17 protein-coding genes are annotated in these 19869 nt (G+C 64.9%); 5 read left to right on the plus strand and 12 right to left on the minus strand.

Going from position 1 to position 19869, the window contains the following annotated elements:
- Positions 1 to 29 precede the first annotated feature (29 nt).
- The 3 genes from hpnH to IVB23_RS08535 all read left to right on the plus strand — a co-directional run bounded on the left by hpnH (position 30) and on the right by IVB23_RS08535 (position 2908).
- Positions 30 to 1190: an adenosyl-hopene transferase HpnH gene (hpnH, locus tag IVB23_RS08525; protein ID WP_061878071.1), complete on the plus strand. Its 1161-nt coding sequence runs from the start codon at positions 30 to 32 to the stop codon at positions 1188 to 1190.
- Between the two features lie 1053 nt (positions 1191 to 2243).
- Positions 2244 to 2504, plus strand: a complete 261-nt coding sequence (gene vapB / locus IVB23_RS08530; protein WP_247803215.1) for a type II toxin-antitoxin system VapB family antitoxin — start codon at positions 2244 to 2246, stop codon at positions 2502 to 2504.
- Positions 2501 to 2908: a type II toxin-antitoxin system VapC family toxin gene (locus IVB23_RS08535; RefSeq protein ID WP_061878073.1), complete on the plus strand. Its 408-nt coding sequence runs from the start codon at positions 2501 to 2503 to the stop codon at positions 2906 to 2908. Before vapB ends, IVB23_RS08535 begins: the two co-directional genes overlap by 4 nt.
- Positions 2909 to 3027: 119 nt before the next feature.
- Here the strand turns inward: IVB23_RS08535 and IVB23_RS08540 are convergent, their stop codons facing one another.
- The 8 genes from IVB23_RS08540 to IVB23_RS08575 all read right to left on the minus strand — a co-directional run bounded on the left by IVB23_RS08540 (position 3028) and on the right by IVB23_RS08575 (position 10042).
- A complete protein-coding gene (locus tag IVB23_RS08540) occupies positions 3028 to 3420 on the minus strand; it encodes a type II toxin-antitoxin system VapC family toxin (protein WP_247803216.1) in 393 nt (130 codons plus the stop codon).
- Positions 3407 to 3682 carry an AbrB/MazE/SpoVT family DNA-binding domain-containing protein gene (locus IVB23_RS08545; protein WP_061878645.1) on the minus strand — a complete coding sequence of 92 codons (276 nt, stop codon included), beginning with the start codon at positions 3680 to 3682 and terminating at the stop codon, positions 3407 to 3409. Before IVB23_RS08545 ends, IVB23_RS08540 begins: the two co-directional genes overlap by 14 nt.
- 189 nt (positions 3683 to 3871) lie before the next feature.
- On the minus strand, positions 3872 to 4621 hold the full coding sequence (locus IVB23_RS08550; protein WP_247803217.1) for a phosphorylase: 750 nt from the start codon (positions 4619 to 4621) through the stop codon (positions 3872 to 3874).
- The gene (shc, locus tag IVB23_RS08555) at positions 4618 to 6570 is read right to left on the minus strand and encodes a squalene--hopene cyclase (RefSeq protein ID WP_247803218.1); all 1953 of its coding nucleotides are present in this window, start codon (positions 6568 to 6570) and stop codon (positions 4618 to 4620) included. Before shc ends, IVB23_RS08550 begins: the two co-directional genes overlap by 4 nt.
- A 65-nt stretch (positions 6571 to 6635) precedes the next feature.
- Entirely contained in the window at positions 6636 to 7904 is a 1269-nt protein-coding gene (gene hpnE, locus IVB23_RS08560; RefSeq protein ID WP_247803219.1) for a hydroxysqualene dehydroxylase HpnE, read from the minus strand.
- Positions 7904 to 8743, minus strand: a complete 840-nt coding sequence (gene hpnD, locus IVB23_RS08565) for a presqualene diphosphate synthase HpnD (protein ID WP_061878078.1) — start codon at positions 8741 to 8743, stop codon at positions 7904 to 7906. The genes hpnE and hpnD overlap by 1 nt, the downstream gene beginning before the upstream one ends.
- On the minus strand, positions 8733 to 9617 hold the full coding sequence (gene hpnC, locus IVB23_RS08570) for a squalene synthase HpnC (protein ID WP_247803220.1): 885 nt from the start codon (positions 9615 to 9617) through the stop codon (positions 8733 to 8735). The genes hpnD and hpnC overlap by 11 nt, the downstream gene beginning before the upstream one ends.
- Positions 9618 to 9808: 191 nt before the next feature.
- Entirely contained in the window at positions 9809 to 10042 is a 234-nt protein-coding gene (locus IVB23_RS08575; RefSeq protein ID WP_025035011.1) for a hypothetical protein, read from the minus strand.
- 457 nt (positions 10043 to 10499) lie between these two features.
- Here IVB23_RS08575 and IVB23_RS08580 point away from each other — a divergent pair, with 457 nt between their 5' ends.
- On the plus strand, positions 10500 to 10997 hold the full coding sequence (locus IVB23_RS08580) for a hypothetical protein (RefSeq protein ID WP_061878080.1): 498 nt from the start codon (positions 10500 to 10502) through the stop codon (positions 10995 to 10997).
- A gap of 82 nt (positions 10998 to 11079) precedes the next feature.
- On the opposite strand, the gene IVB23_RS08585 is transcribed toward IVB23_RS08580, so the two are convergent.
- From IVB23_RS08585 to IVB23_RS08600, 4 genes are all read right to left on the minus strand, one after another.
- Positions 11080 to 13446: an MMPL family transporter gene (locus IVB23_RS08585; protein WP_061878081.1), complete on the minus strand. Its 2367-nt coding sequence runs from the start codon at positions 13444 to 13446 to the stop codon at positions 11080 to 11082.
- Between the two features lie 209 nt (positions 13447 to 13655).
- Positions 13656 to 14441, minus strand: a complete 786-nt coding sequence (gene eutC / locus IVB23_RS08590) for an ethanolamine ammonia-lyase subunit EutC (protein ID WP_247803221.1) — start codon at positions 14439 to 14441, stop codon at positions 13656 to 13658.
- A 6-nt stretch (positions 14442 to 14447) separates the two neighbouring features.
- On the minus strand, positions 14448 to 16034 hold the full coding sequence (locus tag IVB23_RS08595) for a B12-binding domain-containing radical SAM protein (RefSeq protein WP_247803222.1): 1587 nt from the start codon (positions 16032 to 16034) through the stop codon (positions 14448 to 14450).
- Positions 16035 to 16185: 151 nt separating this feature from the next.
- Positions 16186 to 17568, minus strand: a complete 1383-nt coding sequence (locus IVB23_RS08600; RefSeq protein WP_247803223.1) for an ethanolamine ammonia-lyase subunit EutB — start codon at positions 17566 to 17568, stop codon at positions 16186 to 16188.
- A 250-nt stretch (positions 17569 to 17818) separates the two neighbouring features.
- Here IVB23_RS08600 and IVB23_RS08605 point away from each other — a divergent pair, with 250 nt between their 5' ends.
- Positions 17819 to 19558, plus strand: a complete 1740-nt coding sequence (locus tag IVB23_RS08605) for a methyl-accepting chemotaxis protein (RefSeq protein WP_247803224.1) — start codon at positions 17819 to 17821, stop codon at positions 19556 to 19558.
- Positions 19559 to 19869 lie beyond the last annotated feature (311 nt).

The raw sequence follows: 19869 nt of genomic DNA on the forward strand, positions 1-19869 counted from the left end.
CGAATTTCAAGCCCAGAAAGAAACGTGTAATGGCCATCCCCTTCTTCAAGGAAATGCGTATCGGCGGCTATTTGCTCAAGCAGAAACTGCTTGGCCGCAAGCGCTATCCGCTCGTGCTGATGCTGGAGCCGCTGTTTCGCTGCAACCTCGCCTGCGTCGGCTGCGGCAAGATCGACTATCCCGACGCGATCCTCAACCGCCGCATGACGGCGCAGGAGTGCTGGGACGCCGCCGACGAGTGCGGCGCGCCGATGGTCGCCATTCCCGGCGGCGAGCCGCTGATCCACAAGGAGATCGGCGAGATCGTGCGCGGCCTCGTCGCACGCAAGAAGTTCGTCTCGCTCTGCACCAACGCGCTGCTGCTCGAGAAGAAGCTCGATCTGTTCGAGCCCTCGCCGTACCTGTTCTTCTCCGTGCATCTCGACGGCCTGCGCGACCACCACGACAAGGCGGTGTCGCAGAAGGGCGTGTTCGACCGCGCCGTCTCCGCGATCAAGGCGGCCAAGGCGCGCGGCTTCACCGTCAACGTCAACGCCACCATCTTCGACGGCCATCCGGCCGAGGAGATCGCGAAATTCCTCGACCTCACGGTCGAACTCGGCGTCGGTGTCTCGATGTCGCCGGGCTACGCCTATGAGCGCGCCCCGGACCAGGAGCACTTCCTTAACCGCACCAAGACCAAGAAGCTGTTCCGCGACGTCTTTGCCATGGGCAAGGGCAAGAAGTGGAATTTCATGCATTCCGGCCTGTTCCTGGACTTCCTCGCCGGTAACCAGGAATACGAGTGCACGCCCTGGGGCATGCCCGCGCGCAACATTTTTGGTTGGCAGAAGCCCTGCTACCTGCTCGGTGAAGGCTATGCCAAGACCTTCAAGGAGCTGATGGAGACCACCGACTGGGAAACCTACGGCACCGGCAAGTACGAAAAGTGCGCCGACTGCATGGCCCATTGCGGCTACGAGCCGACGGCCGCGACCGCAGCGCTCAACAACCCGCTGAAGGCGATGTGGGTGTCGCTGCGCGGCATCAAGACCTCCGGCCCGATGGCGCCGGAGATCGACATGAGCAAGCAGCGCCCGGCGCAGTACATCTTCTCGGAGCAGGTCCAGAAGAAGCTGTCGGAGATCCGCAAGGACGAGGCGGCAGCGGCGCAGGCGAAGGCCGCGCAGAAAGCTTCGACGGCGGCATAGGCACTCAACTCTCACGACAAAGGCCCGGCCGCGATCGCGACCGGGCCTTTGTCTTTGTAGGAGCAATGCCGCAAGGATGGCTCTTCGTGTCCCGGATGCGCTGCAGCGTGCAACGCTGCGGCGCAGAGCCGGGACCCAGAGCCGCACGTCCCCGGTGATGCATGGGCCCCGGCTCTGCACCGCACCGCGCAAGTGCGCGCTGCGCCGCATCCGGGGCACGAGACCTGCGCGACCATCCATTTGACCTCAGGCGACGGTTCGAGAAGGCACACCATCGCGTTCTCGCGGCTGCTTTCGCCCGAGCTTTGCTGTTCGTTTCGCCCCATGGAAGCCAAAGGGCGCAGGGAAGACCGGGCGCCGGCGGCACCCGCAGATCCGTGCGCAACGAAAAATGCACACGGGGTGGATCACAGGTGATGCCGGTCGCCCGGCCTTCCCTGCGCGGATGGTTTTAACGGTGTCCTTCGCGCTCTCCTCGGGGAGCGTTGCACTATTGCCCCCGTCGCCTCGCCGCTAGTCGATGCGCGTGCCGGTTGGCCGCCACATCACGGCGAGATTTGACGCCAGAACCCCGGGCGTCGGGACCACACGACTTCTCCGTCCGCGGACGGTTCGACCTGATCGCCGGGAGCTCGCGTGTGCTCACCTCCGACGACGACCGGAACCGCTGTTACCGCGCCGTGTCGTAGCGCGCCGCGCATGACTCACGGTTGCCCGCCCTGTCATCGCCTTTCGCGCCGGCGCTGCCGCGTCCACCGCACCCCGGCCCGCATTTCGTGACGATCGCGAAGCGCCCCTCTGGCAGGGCCGAGATGACCGTTCTATGCCACAAATCCGAAATTCGGGAAAGTGGAATATTTTTGCGAGGAGGGGGTTGACTGATGTTCTGGTGTTTTGCCCGACGCCTCGTAGAGACGTCTGCCAGACCTACTGCCGGCTGTACCGGGCTTTGCAAAAAACCAAAAAACAACCCCATGCAAAGTAGAACTGTGGCTCGACGTTGCATTTGCCGCCCCCATATCGTATATACGAAATTGTATATACGAGGTCGCCATGTCCCACATTGCGAAGGTGTTCAAATCGGGCAACTCCCAGGCCGTCCGGCTGCCGAAGGATTTTCGTTTCTCGGTCGATGAAGTCGAAGTGTCCCGCGAAGGCGAGGCTGTGATCCTGCGCCCAAGGCGGAGCGCGACCGGCCCGTGGACATCGCTTCGCGCGGCCGTCGCACGCGGTTTCAGCCCGGACTTCATGGCTGAAGGGCGGGAGCAACCTGAAGAGCAGACGCGTCCCGATCTGAACCAGGCGTTTCGATGACGAAATGGCTTCTCGACACCAACGCCGTCATCGCACTCGTCACACGCCGGTCAGAGCCTCTCCTGCGCCGAGTCGAATCCAGCGAGCCCGGTGCACTCGCGATCTCGGCCATCGTTACCCACGAACTCTACTTCGGCGCCTATCGCAGCCAGAAAGTCGAATTCAATCTGGAAACACTCCGTCTTCTCTTTGCCGATCTCGAAATCCTCGATCTTGACCAAGAAGACGCGCGAGCCACCGGCGAGATCCGGGCGGACCTTGCTCGGCGCGGCACGCCGATCGGCCCCTATGACCTCCTGATCGCCGGCCAAGCGATCGCGCGCGGCCTGCCGCTTGTCAGCAACAACACCGCCGAATTCCAGCGCATTGCCGGATTGCGACTGGAGGACTGGACGAGGGATTGATGCTCGCGGGCGTTACGCTATTACGCTGACAGTGCTGGACTGCACCCCTAAAGTGAGACACGAGGATTATAGTAACAGCGCTCCGATCGAGGCCATCAGTCCCGGCGCGTCAACCGAGACTACCCTACTTCGCGCACTCCCGCATGACCGGCCGCCTTCGCCGCCTTGACGAGCTTGCGATCGAAAGTGACCAAAGCATCGCAATGTCCCGATCTCGTCAGATGCAGGGCATCGGCGAAATCCATCCCCCTCTCGACAAGGTCGAGCGCTGCCGCGACCATCGCGCCGTCCTCAACCGTAACGGTCGGAAGCCCCGCGAACACACGAAGCGCGTGCACGATGTCTGCGGCCTGATAGCCGTACGCGCTTCGCAGCACCCATTCGACTTCGAGGAGCACCGTGACGGCGGCAAAGACCCTCTGGCCGTCGATCAAGGCGCGGGCACGCGCGGATTGAGTGGCGTGATCTCGGGTCAGGTAGCGGACGATCAGATTGGTATCAATCGCGATCATGCCGCCGCCTGGCTTCGGCAAGCACGCTTGCGTCCATTTCTTCGAGCGTCTTCGGCTTGCCTCGATAATTCAAGACGCCGAACACTTCTTCCGGCCGCGTCGCCGCAAAGGCCGGCGCAGGCTTCAATAGGACGCCCTCCGAAGTCTCCTCGACAGTCAGCCGCGTTCCGGCCTTCCAGTCCCGCGACCTGCGAATAGCGCTGGGCAAGATGACCTGCCCCTTGGTGGAAACGATAGTGGTGAGCTTGTCCGTGTCGGCCATGGCCCAACCCCTCCGAGGTAAGACAAACGTAAGATAAGCGCAGATGGGCTCAAATTCAAGTCGGCGGCTGGCGGTAACGAACCACATCGCGTCGATGGCCCCGCCTGTGACAACGATCTCGCAGCCCAAAAGAAAAGGCCCGGTCTGACGACCGGGCCTCTTCTTTTTCAGCTTTTCGAAGACGCCGCTTCACGCCGCCTTCGACACCAGCGCTTCGCTCTCGATCAGCTCCGTCCCGATCAGATAATCCCGGCAACCGCGCAAGCTGCGCAGCGCGCGGTTGAAGTCGATGCCGGTCGAGACCAGCGCATGCAGCGTGGTCGGGTTGCGCACGATGCCGCGCAGCACGGCGGCGAGGTCGATCTGGCCGTTCGGCTTGATGGCGGCGCGGGCGAGTGCCGGCAGCGCGCGATGGGCGGGATCGCTGATGACGCGGACCGCGGCAAAGGGCAGCCCGGCTTCGGCGGCGTAGGCGGCCGCGATGTGGCTTTCCATGTCGACGGCGGAGGCGCCCGTCTCCGAATGCAGCGCCGCCTTGCAGGAGCGGCCGGTAACCACCTCCTCGGCGCCGGCGAGGCTGCCGCGCACCACACGGCGACGGCCCGAGGTCAGGCGCTCGATCAGGTCGTCGCCGAGTGACAGGCCGGCGGCCCAGCGGGTATCGCCGGACAGCACTTCGGTCGCCAGCACGACGTCGCCGGACCGCAACGTCGGGTCGAGCCCGCCGGCCACGCCGAAGGAGATCACGCCGCGAATCGTCTCGGGATCCACCACCGTCAGCAGCGCCCGCAACTGGGTCGGGCTGCTGGATGAACAGATGACCGCCATTCCGGGCCCGGCCGCAATGCGGGCCTCCTGAACCAGTCCGGTCACGATCAATATCGGCCGCGGGTCGATGGTATTCCCCGCGGCGAAACAGTCCCCCGTCCCCAAAGTCACATTCCGACCCCTACCACCCTGCTGTTGGTGTTCCGCAAGTTCCGATACCGCGCCAACGCCCACAGCGGAAAGAACTTCGGGTAACCATGATACCGTAGATAGAATACACGGGGGAAGCCTGTGGCGGTGTACCGCTGCTCGTCCCACAGTCCTTTTTTGTTTTGTGTTGCAATCAGGTACTCCACCCCGCGGGCGACGGCCGGGTGATCAACCTCGCCTGCCGCCATCAGGGCAAGCAAGGCCCATGCCGTTTGCGAGGCGGTCGAGGGGGCGGCTTCCCAGCCCTTGTAGTCCAGCCGGTAGCTGACGGCGTCCTCGCCCCAGCCGCCGTCCTCGTTCTGGATCGAGGCCAGCCAGTCGGCGGCCTTCCGGACCATGGGATCCCCGTGGTCGACACCGGCCATGTTGAGGGCGCACAGAACCGACCAGGTCCCATAGATGAAGTTCATGCCCCAGCGGCCGTACCAGGACCCCTCGGGGTGCTGGGTCTTCCGCAGGTAGGCGACGCCGGCGGCGACGTGCGTGCTGGTCTTCTCGCTCTCGCCGAGCTGCGCCAGCATCGAGATGCAGCGCGCGGTGACGTCCTCGGTCGGCGGATCGAGCAGCGCGCCATGGTCCGAGAACGGGATGTTGTTCAGGTAATATTCGAGATTATTGACGTCGAAGGCCGCCCAGCCGCCGTCGTCGCTCTGCATGCCCTCGATCCACTCGCGGCCACGGGCGATCGCAGTGTCATAGCCGGCGACGCCGTGCTCCCGGCGCATGCGGTCCATCGACATCACTACGACCGCGGTGTCGTCGAGATCAGGATAATGCGCGTTGTTGTACTGGAAGGCCCAGCCGCCCGGACGCACGTCGGGCCGCTTCACGGCCCAGTCGCCCTTCACCTCGAGCTCCTGCTTCGGAATCAGCCAGTCGAGGCCCTGCCTGGCCGCCGGCACCGCCTTGTCGCCGCCGGCTTCCAGCAGCGCATGCGCGGTAAGCGTCGTGTCCCACACCGGTGAGACGCAGGGCTGGCAATAGGCCTCGTCGTCCTTGATGACGAGCAACTTGTCGAGGCCCCGGCGCGTCGTCGCGCGCGGCGGATAGTTCTCGTCCTTGCCGAGCGCGTCATACATCATGACGATGTTGGCCATGGGCGGATAGATCGCGCCCATGCCGTCCTCGCCGTTGAGCCGCTCCTCGATGAAAGCGAGCGCGGCGTCGATCGCGCGCTTGCGCAGGCTCTTCGGAAACAGCGGCTCGACCACGCGCAGGATCGCATCCAGCGAACGAAACAACAGAAACCAGGCCATGCTCTGGTGCGGCGCTTTCGCGGTCATGCCGATCGAGCGCGGGTCCTGCAGGAACAATTCGTCGATGCCGACGCCCTTCGGATTCCGTGCGCGCGGCTTCAGCGCGGCGATCACCATCAGCGGCACCATGGTGGTGCGCGCCCAGTAGGAGATCTTGTTGAGGTGGAACGGCGACCAGAACGGCAGCAGCACGATCTCGATCGGCAGCACCGGCACCGCGCGCCAGGTCACGACGCCGAACGTCGCCAGCAGGAAGCGCGTGAAGACGTTGCTGTTGATCGCACCGCCTCGGGCATGGATCGCCTCGCGCGCCCGCACCATGTGCGGCGCATCGACGGAGTCGCCGATCATCTTGAGCGCGAAGTAGGCCTTCACACTGGCGCTCATGTCGAACTCGCCGTCGTGCACCAGCGGCCAGCCGCCATGGGCTCCCTGCACGCGACGCAGGTAGTTGCCGATCTTGGCTTCGAGCACCGTGTCAACCGGCTCTGCGAGATAGTGGCGCAGCAGGACGTACTCGGCCGGAATCGTGCAGTCGGCCTCGAGCTCGAACACCCAATGGCCGTCGGACTGCTGGAAGCCGAGAACGCCCTGCGTGGCCGACTCAATGCTCGATTCCAGGGTCTCGCGGCTGGTCGCGTTCACGGAATCCATGTCGCTCGATTGCTCCGATAGTCGATTGAAAATTGGCCGGGACATCTGCCCGTCAGGGCCGCCTTTCAGGATGCTTTGGCGGCCAGAACCAGATCGGCGGCGCGATCGCCGGACCGGACCGATCCCTCGATGGTTGCCGGCAATCCCGTAGCAGTCCAGTCGCCGGCAAGGAACAGGTTTTTCAGCGCAGTGACCGGCCCTGGACGCAGGGCATTCTGGGTCGGCGTGGCGGCAAAGGTGGCGCGGCGCTCGCGCACGATCTGCCAGGGGGGCAATTGCGGCGGCAACTCACCCGACAGGCCGGCGGCCTTGCAGACGTCGTTCCAGATCGCCTGCGCGAGTTCCTCGCGAGGCATGTCGACCAGACGGTCGCCATTGCTGATCGTGACGGAAAGCCGGTTGGGGAACGCGAACAGCCATTCCACCACGCCGCCGATCACGCCGAGGATCGGCGCCGAGCCCGGCGGCGGTGTGATGCGGAAATGCGCGTTCACGATGGCGCGGAATTCGGTCGGCGTCTTCAGGCCCGGCAGCAGGCTCGCAGCGGCGCGCGGCGGCACCGCCATCACGACGACATCGCCCTCACCGATCTGGATCACATCCTCGCCGCCGAAATTCAGCGCGCCGACCTTGCCGTCGGTGGTCGCAAACGAGCGCAGCTCATGGCCGAGCTGAACCGAGTGGCCGCGCTCAGCCAAGAACTTCACTGCAGGCTCGATCAGCACCGCGCTGAGACCGTCGCGCGCGATCAACGGACGGCAGGCCTGCCCGCCCGCGAGCAGCGTCTCGCGCACGATCGCGCCCGCGAGCCCCGCCGAGCCCTCAGGCGGATCGACGTTGAGCGCCGCGAGCAGCAGCGGCTGCACCAGACGCTGGTAGAGGATGCCTTCGCAAGGAATGGACTTGCCGACCAGCGTCTCCTCCGACGCCCAGATCAGCGGCGCCAGCTTCAGATAATCGGTGAGGCCGGTGTCGGGAACGCGGCGGCTCTCATCGAGCACCCAGGTCGGCCACCGGCCAGCGCCGAGATCGATCTGCCAGCGCTGCCCCGTCTTGATGTCGACGAAGGGAAACTGCGCGCTCTCGGGGCCGACGAGACCCGCCTCGGTGCCGATCGCGCGCGCATAGGCGCGCGCATGGCTGTTGCCCGACAGCAGCAGATGATTGCCGTTGTCGATGGTGAGGTTGGTGGCGCCGTCGAAATAGGAACGGCAGCGGCCGCCGGCCTGGTGCGTGGCCTCGTGCACGGCGACTTTGAAGCCGGCATTGGCGAGCCGCACAGCGGCAGAGAGGCCGGAAATTCCAGCACCGATGATGTGAGCTGTCTTTTGCATCAGATGAAAGCGTAGCGGAGCAGGATCAGGATGCGTGTGATCTTCGACACACGCACCGGCTCGCGCGGCGCGGTGAAGCCGCGCGCGATCAGCAGGTCCAGAATGGAATGATAATATCTCGACATGATCCGCGGCGCGCGCACCGCGCGGCGCTTGTTGCGGTTCATGATCTCGTCCGACTTCTCGAAATGCACCTTCGCGCGCTGCGCCAGCGGCAGGCAGACCTTCGGCAGCGCGCGCTCGGCGATCACGCGGTCCGGATCATCGGAGGTGATGCCGGCATGCAGCAGCGCCTCGCGCGGCAGATAGAGCCGGCCGAGGCCGGCGTCCTCGTCGATGTCACGCAGGATGTTGGTGAGCTGCAGCGCGCGGCCGAGATGGTACGCGAGCAGGATGCCGTCTTCCTCGGGCATGCCGAACACGCGCACCGACAGCCGCCCCACGGCGCTGGCGACACGGTCGCAGTACAGATCCAGCGTCGCCATGTCGGGCGCGCGGATGTCCTGCGGCACATCCATTTCCATGCCGTCGACGATGGCGAGGAAATCCTCGCGCTTGAGCCCGAAGGTCTTCACCGAGGCGACGTAGTCCTTCAGCCGCGGCGGCGGATGGCCCTGATAGAGCGCGTCGATGTCGTCGCGCCATTGCTGGAGTGCGGCGAGCCGCTCCTCCCGCGGGCCGTCGGAATCGGCGATGTCGTCGACCTGGCGGCAGAAGCTGTAGATCTGGAACATCGCTTCGCGCTGGTCACGCGGCAGGATGCGCATCGCGGCATAGAACGAGCTGCCGGATGCGGCCGAGCCGTAATTGGCGCCGGGCGTGGTCGCCTCAAGCGTCATGTGCAGTCCCCGGTCTGGAAATCGCCTTGCGTCCGATCGCGCGGCGACCGACTTCGCCGATCATCCCGGCGAGGCTGAAGGCGAGCAGCTCGAACTTGTTCAGATGCACGCGCTCGCGCAGGGGATCGCGCACTTTCAAGAGGCGCACGATGCGATCCGCATAGGCCTGGATGACCGAGACGTCGACGCCGAGACGGAAATCCCGGATTTCCGCAGCGAGCGACCTGCCCTCGTTGAGCAGCGCTTCATTGCGTGCGGCAAGCGCGTGAAGGCAGGCCAGCATCGCCGGCGGCGACTGCGCGAGCCCGAGCTGCTCTACCGAGGCGCCGTGTGCTGCCAGCGCATCGCGCGGCAGATAGACGCGGTTGAGCTCGCGAAAATCCTTGCCGCAATCCTGCAGGTGATTGTTGATTTGCAGGCCTGCGCAGAGCGCGTCCGATGCGGCCCAGGTCGAAGTGCTCTCGCCATGGACGTCGAGCATGAAGCGGCCGACGGGCATCGCCGAGTAACGGCAATAGTGGATGACCTCGTCCCAATTCTCGTAGCGCAGCTTGGTCACGTCCATGCGGAAGGCGATGAGCACGTCGAGCGCATGGCGTGGGGCCATGCCGCGCTCGGCCAGCGCGCGGCGCAGGGTGACGGCCTCGGCCTGGGTGTCGCCCTTGCCGAGCAGTTCCGCCTCGAGCAGGTCGAGATAGCTAAGCTTCTGGTCGGGCGGCAGGGTCGCGTGGTCGGCGATGTCGTCGGCGGTGCGGACGAAATTGTAATAGGCCAGGATCAGGGCGCGATGACGCGGATGAATGATCCAGGACGCGACGGGAAAATTCTCGTCGCGGTCACCCTTGCCGGATCGCAATTCGCTCGCAGAGGTCATCGAGGGCTGGTTTACAATCGTTTGGACAGGAAGGCTTTTTCGCTCGCGCGGGCTCATGCCGGCGATGCCGCCGCGGCCCCCATATAGGGGAATAATGCCGCAAAACCAATCCTGTCTGTCGATGGCCGCCCTTTGCGGATCGGACCCCAAAGGCGGCTCCGGGATCCACCTTTGGGAGCCAATGGCCAAGCTTACTGGTTGTGGTTCTTCAGCACCTGGTCGCAGGCCTGCGAGATCTTGGCCCGGTTCTCCTTGAGACAGGCGAGGATCGTGAAATCGCCCTGATCGATGACCGGACGGCAGAACTTCTGCACATCTCGTGTGCAGGCCTTCTGCTCGGCGTCCGTGCCACGCCCTTGCTGAGCGAACGCGGCCGTCGAAAGAGATGCCGACAGCAGGGTGAGAGCGACGAGAAGATTACGCATTGTATTCCTTCATTCTGACGGCAGAATCATACCGGACCCGGCTGCAGAGGGCGAACGACCGGAGCGGATTGTTCTGATGGCAAGTCGCCGCAGGAGTGGCGGCCCAGAGAAGGCACAAGCACCGGCAAATGCGGCCAAATTGGCACCGCACGCGCCGAATCGAGACTTCCCCGTGCCTTCATTCGCAGATGTAAGAGGTTGATACTACGTCATAATTCAGAACGTCTGCGTTTTACTGCATACCTGTTGCAGCGCTGCATCTGTCCGCCTTGCCTTTCCCGCCGGAAACATGCCGAAACGTGGCAAATCGGGCGATCAAGCCCGGCGCGAGGCGTCATGACCTGCCATGCCGGCCGGTCAGGCTTTGAACCTGCGACTTGCTCGGAGCACTAAACTTTCGATGTGGCGAGACGTTCTCAATCGTAAGCGAGCGTCGTTCCAAAACGGGATAATTGCGATGAAATTCATTGGGCGAACTGGACTGGCAATCAAGGCGGCCGGCATCGGGGCGGCGCTGCTCTTCTCGGTTTCGGCGAGCCATGCTCAGTCGTCCGGACCGTTTGCCGGTTTCGATGGCGCATGGACCGGCACCGGCACGGTGTCGTTGTCCGACGGCTCCACCGAGCGCATTCGCTGCAAGGCGGACTACAAGGTCGGCGGCAGCGGCCTCAACCTGAAGCAGGCGCTGCACTGCGCGTCCGACAGCTACAAGTTCAACCTCACCAGCGACGTGACGAGCCAGGGCGAGCGCATCTCCGGCAATTGGAGCGAGTCCAGCCGCAACATCTTCGGCAATCTGCAGGGCACCGCCGGCGGCGGCCAGATCGACGTGTTCGTCGAGGCCAACGGCTTTGCCGCCAACCTCTCGTTGCGCACCAACGGCAGCAAGCAGACGGTGCAGATCAGCTCCAAGGGCGAGATCCGCGGCGTCAACATCACGATGACGAAGGGCTGACGCCCTTTCCGCTGCGAAAGGATACAGCCTCCGGCTCTCGCGAGCCGGGGGCTTATTGCTGACCTGGATCAGATGAAGCTGCTCAGATCGCCGGCTTGTCGGGGCCCTGAAGCCTGGCGTGCAGATTGATCAGCCACATCGCCGTCGGCCGCAGGATGAAGAGGTCGGCGACGAGGGCCATCACCATCGAGAAGGCGCTGAGCCAGCCGAACAGCCTGAGCGACGGCAGGTCCGAGAACACGGTGACGACGAGGCCGCAGGCCAGCACCACCGTGGTCAGGATCAGCGCCGGGCCGACCAGCACGGTGGCCCGCTCCACGGCAAGCGCCGAGCCGACGCCCGGCTTGCTCTCGAGCCTCAAGCGGTTGAGGAAGTGGATGGTGGCGCTCAAGCCCAGGCCGAACGAGACGGTGAGCGCGACGACGCTGGCGAATTGCAGGCCCTCGCCCATCGCCCACAGCACCGTTCCCGACATCACCACCGGGAAGATGCCCGGCAGAATGCAGGCGAACATCACCACCCAGGAGCGGAACGCGAGGCCGATGAAGATCGCGACCAGCGCAAATTCGATGGTGAGGCCGTGGTTCAGCTTCTCGATCATGCTGGCCGAGTTGCGCGCAGCGATGGCGGCAAGACCCGTCACCGCGATCTCGTAGCCGGGATGCTTCTTGCGGACGGCGTCGAGCTCGTGGTCGAGCTTGTCGACGATCGGCAGGAGCTGGCTGGAATCCTTGTCCGGTACGCGGCCGGCGACCACGACGGCATCCTGCTCGGCATCGATGAACCGCCGCACCAGATGCTCGGGGATGACGTTGACATATTCCTTCAACGTCGCGACGTCGGCGCTGCCCGCCTTCTCTGCCAGCCAGCGGCGCAGCGTCTCCAGCGACCAGACGTTGCCGACACCGGCCGTCTTCTCCACGGTCGCATGCACGTCGGCGATGGTCTGGAGCGTCTCCGGCGAATAGAGCGATTCGCCCTTGGGGAACTGGATCAGCACGTTGACCGGGTTGGCGCCGGTCAGCTTGGCATCGAGCCGGTCGCTGGCGGCGACCGCCTGGCGCTTGTCCGGCACCTGGTCGGCGAGCCGGTAGCGCGGCTCCAGATTGGCGTAGATGACGCCGAGGCCGCCGACGAACAGCACCGCGATCAGGCTGAACAGGCCGGGACGGCCGACCATGCGCACCGCGATCCAGTAGCAGAAATTGCGCAGCGCCTGGACGCCGGCATCCGCGCTCTGGAACTTGACGGCGAACACCTTCTCGTTGCGCACGAGCAGCACGCCGAACACCGGCACCAGCGACAGCACCGCGACCAGCGCGATGATGGTGGCGGCGAGCCCGGCCTCGCCGAACTTGCGGATCAGGTCGGAGTCGGAGAATTGCAGCGCGATGAAGGAAATGCCGGCCGTGCCGTGCGTCAGCACGCAGGCGGGTCCCACCACCAGCACCGCGTTCTTGAACGCGGTGAACTTGTCCTGTCCTGCAATCAGCCGGTCGCGCGCGGCGAAGGTGAGCTGCATCGAGTCCGAGAAGCTGATGACCATGATGAGCGGCGTCATCACGTTCAGGAACATGTTGAGGTTGAAATTGGCCCAGCCGAGCGCACCGAGCGCCAGCAGGATCGCGATCATCGGCGGGAATGCCGCGGCGACCATGAACGAGATCTTGCGGAAGAAGATGATAGCGATGATGCAGCCGGCGAGAATGCCGAGGATGTTGTAGGTCAGCCCGTCGCGCTCGACCGCGTTGCGGATCTCGAGCTGCATCACCGGAACGCCGGAGAGCTGCACGTTGAGCCCGGTGTCGCCGAGGTCCTCCTTCATCAGCGCGCGGATGTCGCCGACGGTCTTGGTCAGCTTGTTGGAGGCGACCACCTCGGGATCGAGCGAGAGCACGATCAGCGCCAGCGTGCCGTCCTCCGACAGCAGCTTGCCGCGGATGATCTCGTTGTTCTTGACGGTCTCGATGAACTTGTCATAGGCGGCCCCCTCGGGGAGCTCGGCCGGGAACAGTGCCGCCGGCAGCTTGCCCGGCGCCGGCGCCTGACGCGCCGAGAACAGCGAGACCAGCCCGCGCGTGCCATCGACCAGTTGCAGGTCGGTAACGAAGTCACGCAGCTTCTCGAGGTTGCTGCGCTCCAGGAGGGTCTTGCCCTCGACCACGACGAGGACGTCGAACTCCTCGGCCGGGAACTTCTTCGTCACCTCTTCATACTGCTTGAATTCGCGGGTGTCGGAGCGAAAGAGCTGCGACAGCGAATCGTCGATCTTGATCCGGTGGATGCCGAACACGGCGCCGACGATCAGCGCCAGCAGGACGATGCAGGAGACGATCGGCGCCCGAACGGCGATCAGCCCGAGGCGCTCCAGCCCGAAGGCGATCGAGGACGCAGGTCCCTGCTCGACCTTGTCGACATGAACCTCATTCTCGCTGTGCTTTTCGAGCATGCCTTGTCCAGTTCCTAAATCGGCTCGGTCTTGAGAGCTTGTTGCGCCCCGCGAACGGCTTGAAACGCCATACCAATGGGAGGCTTGCCTTTTGAAAATGCGCGGAAAATCGCCGCGAGGGGTTTAGCAGGTCAACAGGTCTTCTCGCAAGCAGGCGAGGCGTGGCCGAATCGATCAAGAAGCGGCGATTTCGGGCCCCCGACCGCCTATCATTCCGGCGGCGCCGTGCCAATTCGACGCGGCGCCCGGTCCGCGCTCTCGTCCTTCAGAGCCACGCCGGTGGTCTCGCGCGCGAGCCCCTCACGGATGAGCCAGGCGATCTTGAAGGCGGCCTCGTCGTAGCTCAAACCGGCGTGGTGGATGTTCGACACGCAATTGCGTTCGGCATCGGTCCGGCCGGGCTTCGGTGAGAAGGTCAGATAGGCGCCGAGACTGTCGGGCGCGGACAGGCCGGGCCGTTCGCCGATCAGCATCGCGACCATGCGCGCCCCGAGAATGGCGCCGATCTCGTCGCCGAGCGCGACGCGCGCGCCCGATGCGATAACGACATGGCCGATCGCGACGTCATCCCCTTGCGCAAGCAATGGCAACAGGCGCCTCACCACGATGGCCGCATGGGCGTGAACCGCCGCCGCGGACAGGCCGTCTCCGATCACAATCGCGAGTTGGCACGGCGCCGAGGCGCCCCGCGCCAGAAGTTGCGCCGAACCGGGTTCAAGCTGTCGTCCCAGATCCGGCCGCCGCAGATAGTCGCTGCGATCGACCGCCCGGCTCCTCACCTCGGTCACGGCAAGTCCGAGCGCGCCGAGGTCGGCGACCAGGCGCGACGTGTCGAAGGCGGCATGCACGGCATCGCGCGCGCGGGCATGGTCCAGCGTGAAATCGAGCAGTGCCCTGGTCGGCACGCTCGCGCCGCTGCGCCCGAGCGCAACGCGCGCGGGCGTGAACGCCCGCAGATCGAGGGTCGGGCGGCGCGGCGGAACCGGATCAGACATGTCGCATCATTCAGCCGGAACGGCGGACTCGCGCAGCCGGATCGAATAGTTCGAGGCGTTCTGCTTGCCGCTGGAGGCCGCGCGCGCAAAGGTAATGAGATGGTGCGCGATCAGCGTGCAGCCGATCAGGCCTTCGATGTCGCCGCGCTTGATGCGTCTGAGCGCGAACTTCCAGAACACGCGCCTGTAGTCGCCGCGCACGCCGACCTTCCAGAAGATGTTGCGCAACATGACGAGGCCGCGCCGGATGTTCGGCCAGGTCTTCATCTCGTCCGGCACCGGCATCTTGACTCGGCGCACGTAAACATTGTCGCATTGATACTGATAGCGCGCGTAAACCTTCTCGGGCGCGTAGGCGACCGCCATCGCATGCTTCCACGATGCGACGACCTCGTCATAAGGCAACAGGAAGTCGACGTTGGAATCGCGACCGTCGTCGTGGATCAGGCGACCCTCGCGCTCCAACCGGTCCCACAGCGGCGTCTTCGGCAGCGCCTGGAGCAGGTTGATGGTGAGCAGCGGAATCCGGGACTCCTCGACGAAAGCGAGTAGAGCTTCCGAGGTGTTCGGCTTGTCGGTATCGAGCCCCATGATGATGCCGGACACGACCTCCATGCCGTAGGAGTTGATGGTGTGCACGCCCTCCAGGATCGGGACCATCATGTTGTGGTCCTTCTGCATCGCCTTCAGGGCGTCCGGATCCGGCGTCTCGATGCCGCAGAAGATGGTGATGAAATAGGCCTCGCGCATCTTCTCGAGGATCTCGGGCCGCTTGGCGATGTTGAGCGTCGCCTCACAGGCGAGCCGCACCACGTAGCCGGTCCGCTTCTGCCATTCGATCAGATGCGGCAGCAAGTCCAGAGCCGCCTTGCGGTTGCCGATGAAATTGTCGTCGACGAAATAGACCGTGTCGGTCATGCCGCATTCGCGCAGGCGGTCGAGCTCGGCGATGATCTGCTGCGGCGACTTGATGCGCGGATTGCGGCCGTAGAGGCCGGGGATGTCGCAGAACTCGCACTGATAGGGACAGCCGCTCGAATACTGGATGCTGCCGAGGAAATACTTCTTCACATCGACGAGCTCGTAGGCCGGAATTGGAAACTCCGTCATCGGCACCCGGTCCCTGGTGGTCAGCACCACCTGGGCCTCGGGACGCGAGGTGTCGCGCGACAGGATATCGATCAGCTGGTTGGTGGCGTCGCCGAGCTCGCCGACATGCAGATAGTCGAAGGACGGATAATAGTCCGGGCAGGCGCTGACCGAGGGCCCGCCGAGTGCGACCGGCAGATCGAATTCATGGGCGCGGCGGCAGATGTCGTTCATCTGCTGGCGCTGGATGTGCATGCCGCTGACGAAGACAGCTTCCGCCCATTCGAATTCCTCCTTCGTCGTGCGGCGCAGGTTCTCGTCGACGAATTTGACCTGCCACTCTTTCGGAAGGTAGGCGGAGATCAGCAGCAGCCCCTGCGGCGGCATGAAGGCGCGGACGCCGTCGGTCAAGGGATAGGAATGCTCGAACGTACCGAAGGACGAGGTGTAGCGCGGAAACACGCAGAGAATCCGCCGGGTCGTTCCGTTACTTTCAGCTCGCATCAAAGCTCCCCCCGCCACGCTCGACCGATAGTGCGGAAATTGCCAGCCAGACTCAGGGTAATGCTGTCGCCGGAATTTCTCAATATTGTGGCACAAGCACAATTCCGGGGGGCGCCGATAGTTTCATCGGAGTGCCAGTTGGCGCGCCGCCTCACGCGATCAACCGCGAGGCAAAATCGGGCAGCAGGCCTGCATCGCCGGCCAGGCGGAGATCGGCGCCTGTAATTCCCGACTGCACCAGCCAGTCGTCGAATTCCGGCGCGCGGCGCAAGCCGAAGACGGCGCGGACATAGAGCGCGTCGTGAAAAGACGTCGACTGGTAGTTCAGCATGACGTCGTCGGCGCCGGGGACGCCCATGATGAAGGTGACGCCGGCGGCGGCGAGCAGCGTCAGGAGGTTGTCCATGTCGTCCTGGTCCGCCTCGGCATGGTTGGTGTAGCAGATGTCGACCCCGAGCGGCAGGCCGAGCAGCTTGCCGCAGAAATGATCCTCCAGACCAGCCCGGATGATTTCCTTGCCGTCATAGAGATATTCCGGGCCGATGAAGCCGACCACGCTGTTGACGAGGAGCGGGGCGAACGCGCGGGCGACCGCATAGGCGCGCGCCTCGCAGGTCTGCTGGTCGACCCCGTGATGGGCGCCCGCCGACAGCGCCGAGCCCTGGCCGGTCTCGAAATACATCACGTTCTGCCCGACGGTGCCGCGCCGCAGCGACAGCCCGGCCTGCTGCGCCTCTTTCAGGAGCGCAAGATCGATGCCGAAACTGCGGTTGGCCGCCTCCGTGCCGGCGACCGACTGGAAGACGAGGTCGACCGGCACGCCCTGCCCGATCAGCGACAGCGTCGTCGTGACATGGGTCAGCACGCAGCCTTGCGTCGGGATCTTCAGCCGCGCGATGACCTCGTCGAGCAGCCGCAGCAATTGGGCGATGACGGCAGGATCGTCACTCGCAGGATTGATGCCGATGCAGGCATCGCCGGCCCCGAGCAGAATGCCGTCGAGGATCGAGGCGGTGATGCCCCTGGCGTCGTCGAACGGATGGTTCGGCTGGAGCCGCGTGCTCATCCGCCCCTTCAGCCCGATGGTGTTGCGGAAAGCGGTGGTGACCTCGCATTTCCGCGCCGCCAGGATCAGATCCTGGTTGCGCATCAGCTTTGACACTGCGGCCGCCATCTCCGGCGTGATGCCGGGAGCGAGCTTGCGCAGGATCTCGGGCGTTGCAGCATCGGACAGCAACCAGTCGCGGAAGGCCCCGACCGTGAGCGACGCCACCGGCGCAAAGGCCTTGGCGTCGTGGCTGTCGATGACGAGGCGGGTGACCTCGTCGGTCTCATAGGGAATGACGGCTTCCTGCAGGAATTGGCCGAGCGGCACATCCGCCAGCGCCATCCGTGCCGCGATCACCTGCTCGGAGCTGGCAGCGGCAATTCCGGCCAGCCTGTCGCCGGAGCGCGGCGGTGTCGCTTTGGCGAGCAGGTCGCGCAGATCCGGGAAGGTGTAGGTCGTGGTGTCGATGCTGTGTCGGTAGACCACGGGGCTCTCCAGGCTTGGTCGGCCAACGGCCGACCCCAAGGCTATGCTGAAAGACTATGCTGAAAGACTATCCTGAGACTATACCTTAGGATCAAGACGCTGAAATATCTTACCTTTCGTTCGAGCAAGGACGGAGGGAGCCTGACGGGCGCGTTAACGCCACATCCACCTTCCTCCTGCAAAGTTTTGCATCAATTCTACACGACCCCGCTCACCGGCCGCTTCAGGCCATTCCGGGCTCCTGCACACCATGACATCAGACCGACCTGGGAATGCCACCAAGCGGGCAGGCCGTTTCACGCTTGCCACCAAGCTCTATGCGATCTTCGCGCTGTTCGCGCTGCTCACGGCCGCGATCGCGATGCTGTCCGACTACAACAGCCGCCGCAGCGCCGACCTGACCAGCGCGATCGAGACGGCGAATGCCGCCGCGCTGAACGTCGAGCGGGTCAACTCGCTGGTCTATGCGGTCGTGATGGAATCTCGCGGCGTCTACATGTCGACCGAGCCGGCCGTGGTGAAGAAATACGGCGATGGCCTGCTCAAGTTCAACGCCCAGATCCTGGACGTCGTGAAGCGTTGGGAGACCATCGTCAAGGCCGACGACGCCGAGCAGTTTGCCACCTTCAAGAAGCGCATCGAGCAGTTCGTCGAGTTCCGCAAGGAGCTGGTCCGCCGCGGCGTCGAAATCAATGCAGCCGCGGGCCGCGAATGGGGCGACAACGACGCCAACCGCGCGGTGCGCTCGGCCCTGAACAAGGACCTCGAGGCGCTGTCCAAGGTTTATGCCGAGCGCGCCCGGCAGATCGCGCAGCAGACCGAGACCAATCGCGAATTGTCGTTCGTGCTGACCTGCCTCGGCGGCGTGGCGCTGGCTCTCGTCGTGATCGGCATCGTCATCATCGCCCGCTCGATCGCCCGGCCGCTCGCCTCGATCACCGCCACCATCAAGCAGGTCGCCGACGGCGCCGAAAACATCGTGGTGCCGCACTCCGACCGCGCCGACGAGATCGGCGCACTGGCCCGCGCGATCCAGGTGTTCCAGGACGCCATGGGCCGCAACCGCAACCTCGCCTCGCAAGTGTCGAACGACGCCGCCGCCCGCGAGGAGCGCGCCCGCCAAATCGAGCGATCCGTCGAGCAGTTTCGCGAGGCGATCGGTGCGATCATGCGCGGCCTCAGCGACAACGCCTCGGTGATGCGCGAGACCGCGCAGACCATCACCCGCGTCACCGCCGATGCGAACAGCCGCGCCGGCACGGCGGCGAACGCCACCGAGCAGGCCTCGCACAACGTCACGGCAGTGGCGGGCGCGGCCGAAGAACTGTCGGCCTCGGTGGTGGAGATCGGCCGCCAGGTGCGCCAGAGCGCCGGCGCGGTCGAGCAGACCGGCCAGCGCACCGAGAAATCGATCTCCGAGATCGAGAGCCTCGCCGCGGCCACGCAGCGCATCGACGGCGTGCTCAGCCTGATCCAGGCGATCGCCGAGCAGACCAATCTGCTCGCGCTGAACGCCACCATCGAGGCCGCGCGCGCCGGCGATGCCGGCCGCGGCTTCGCCGTCGTCGCCCACGAGGTGAAGGCGCTCGCGGGCCAGACCGCCAAGGCCACGGCCGAAATCAGCGAGAACGTCTCGATGATCCAGGCCTCGACCCGCAACGCCGTCGATGCCGTCCGCGAGATCGGCGGCGCGGTGCGCGAGATCAACGAGGTGACGTCCGCGATCGCCGGCGCCGTCAGTCAGCAGGACGCCGCCACGCGCGAGATCTCGTCCAATGCGCAATCGGCCGCGCAGGGCAACGAGACGCTTGTGGCGAACATCACCTCGCTGCGCGACGCCATCGGCGAGACCGACACGGCGGCATCCTCGGTGCTGACGGCGGCGAGCAGCCTGACGGCGACGGCGGACACGCTGTCGCGCGAGGTGGAGAAGTTCTTCCAGAACCTGCGCGCAGGTTCGGCGGACGGCCGCCTCGCCAAGGCGGGATGACGGCGCGGGCGCGGGCCGCGAAGCCCGCGCCGACACAAAAGTGCGAAAACAACCCCATGCACAGTAGGCGGGGGCAACTGAATCAATGGGTTGAACCGGGGTTGACGGCTACGGATTTTACGAATCGATTTGACTCGTCGGGCAAAACACCGGCATGATGTCACCATAGCGACCGGCACGTCATCCGCCCCTCTCCCGCCCCGAGCACCTCCCGGGAGGCGTGCTCTCAAATCCGCCTGCGATACTCCAAGCTCACTCCGCCCAAGTGCATGACAGGGCGACCCAGCAAGCCAGCGCTGATCTGGAAGGAA

The organism is Bradyrhizobium sp. 191 (assembly GCF_023100985.1).
GTDB classification, from domain to species: domain Bacteria; phylum Pseudomonadota; class Alphaproteobacteria; order Rhizobiales; family Xanthobacteraceae; genus Bradyrhizobium; species Bradyrhizobium diversitatis.

What these genes read in the sequence shown, in the direction of transcription:
- IVB23_RS08535 (WP_061878073.1), top strand. Translation starts at nt 2,501, where the DNA reads ATGACGAAATGGCTTCTCGACACCAACGCCGTCATCGCACTCGTCACA.
- hpnD (WP_061878078.1), bottom strand. Translation starts at nt 8,743, where the DNA reads ATGACGCTTGAGGCGACCACGCCCGGCGCCAATTACGGCTCGGCCGCA.
- hpnH (WP_061878071.1), top strand. Translation starts at nt 30, where the DNA reads ATGGCCATCCCCTTCTTCAAGGAAATGCGTATCGGCGGCTATTTGCTC.
- IVB23_RS08540 (WP_247803216.1), bottom strand. Translation starts at nt 3,420, where the DNA reads ATGATCGCGATTGATACCAATCTGATCGTCCGCTACCTGACCCGAGAT.
- IVB23_RS08595 (WP_247803222.1), bottom strand. Translation starts at nt 16,034, where the DNA reads ATGCGAGCTGAAAGTAACGGAACGACCCGGCGGATTCTCTGCGTGTTT.
- IVB23_RS08575 (WP_025035011.1), bottom strand. Translation starts at nt 10,042, where the DNA reads ATGCGTAATCTTCTCGTCGCTCTCACCCTGCTGTCGGCATCTCTTTCG.
- IVB23_RS08580 (WP_061878080.1), top strand. Translation starts at nt 10,500, where the DNA reads ATGAAATTCATTGGGCGAACTGGACTGGCAATCAAGGCGGCCGGCATC.
- IVB23_RS08585 (WP_061878081.1), bottom strand. Translation starts at nt 13,446, where the DNA reads ATGCTCGAAAAGCACAGCGAGAATGAGGTTCATGTCGACAAGGTCGAG.
- IVB23_RS08605 (WP_247803224.1), top strand. Translation starts at nt 17,819, where the DNA reads ATGACATCAGACCGACCTGGGAATGCCACCAAGCGGGCAGGCCGTTTC.
- hpnC (WP_247803220.1), bottom strand. Translation starts at nt 9,617, where the DNA reads ATGACCTCTGCGAGCGAATTGCGATCCGGCAAGGGTGACCGCGACGAG.
- IVB23_RS08545 (WP_061878645.1), bottom strand. Translation starts at nt 3,682, where the DNA reads ATGGCCGACACGGACAAGCTCACCACTATCGTTTCCACCAAGGGGCAG.
- hpnE (WP_247803219.1), bottom strand. Translation starts at nt 7,904, where the DNA reads ATGCAAAAGACAGCTCACATCATCGGTGCTGGAATTTCCGGCCTCTCT.
- vapB (WP_247803215.1), top strand. Translation starts at nt 2,244, where the DNA reads ATGTCCCACATTGCGAAGGTGTTCAAATCGGGCAACTCCCAGGCCGTC.
- eutC (WP_247803221.1), bottom strand. Translation starts at nt 14,441, where the DNA reads ATGTCTGATCCGGTTCCGCCGCGCCGCCCGACCCTCGATCTGCGGGCG.
- shc (WP_247803218.1), bottom strand. Translation starts at nt 6,570, where the DNA reads ATGGATTCCGTGAACGCGACCAGCCGCGAGACCCTGGAATCGAGCATT.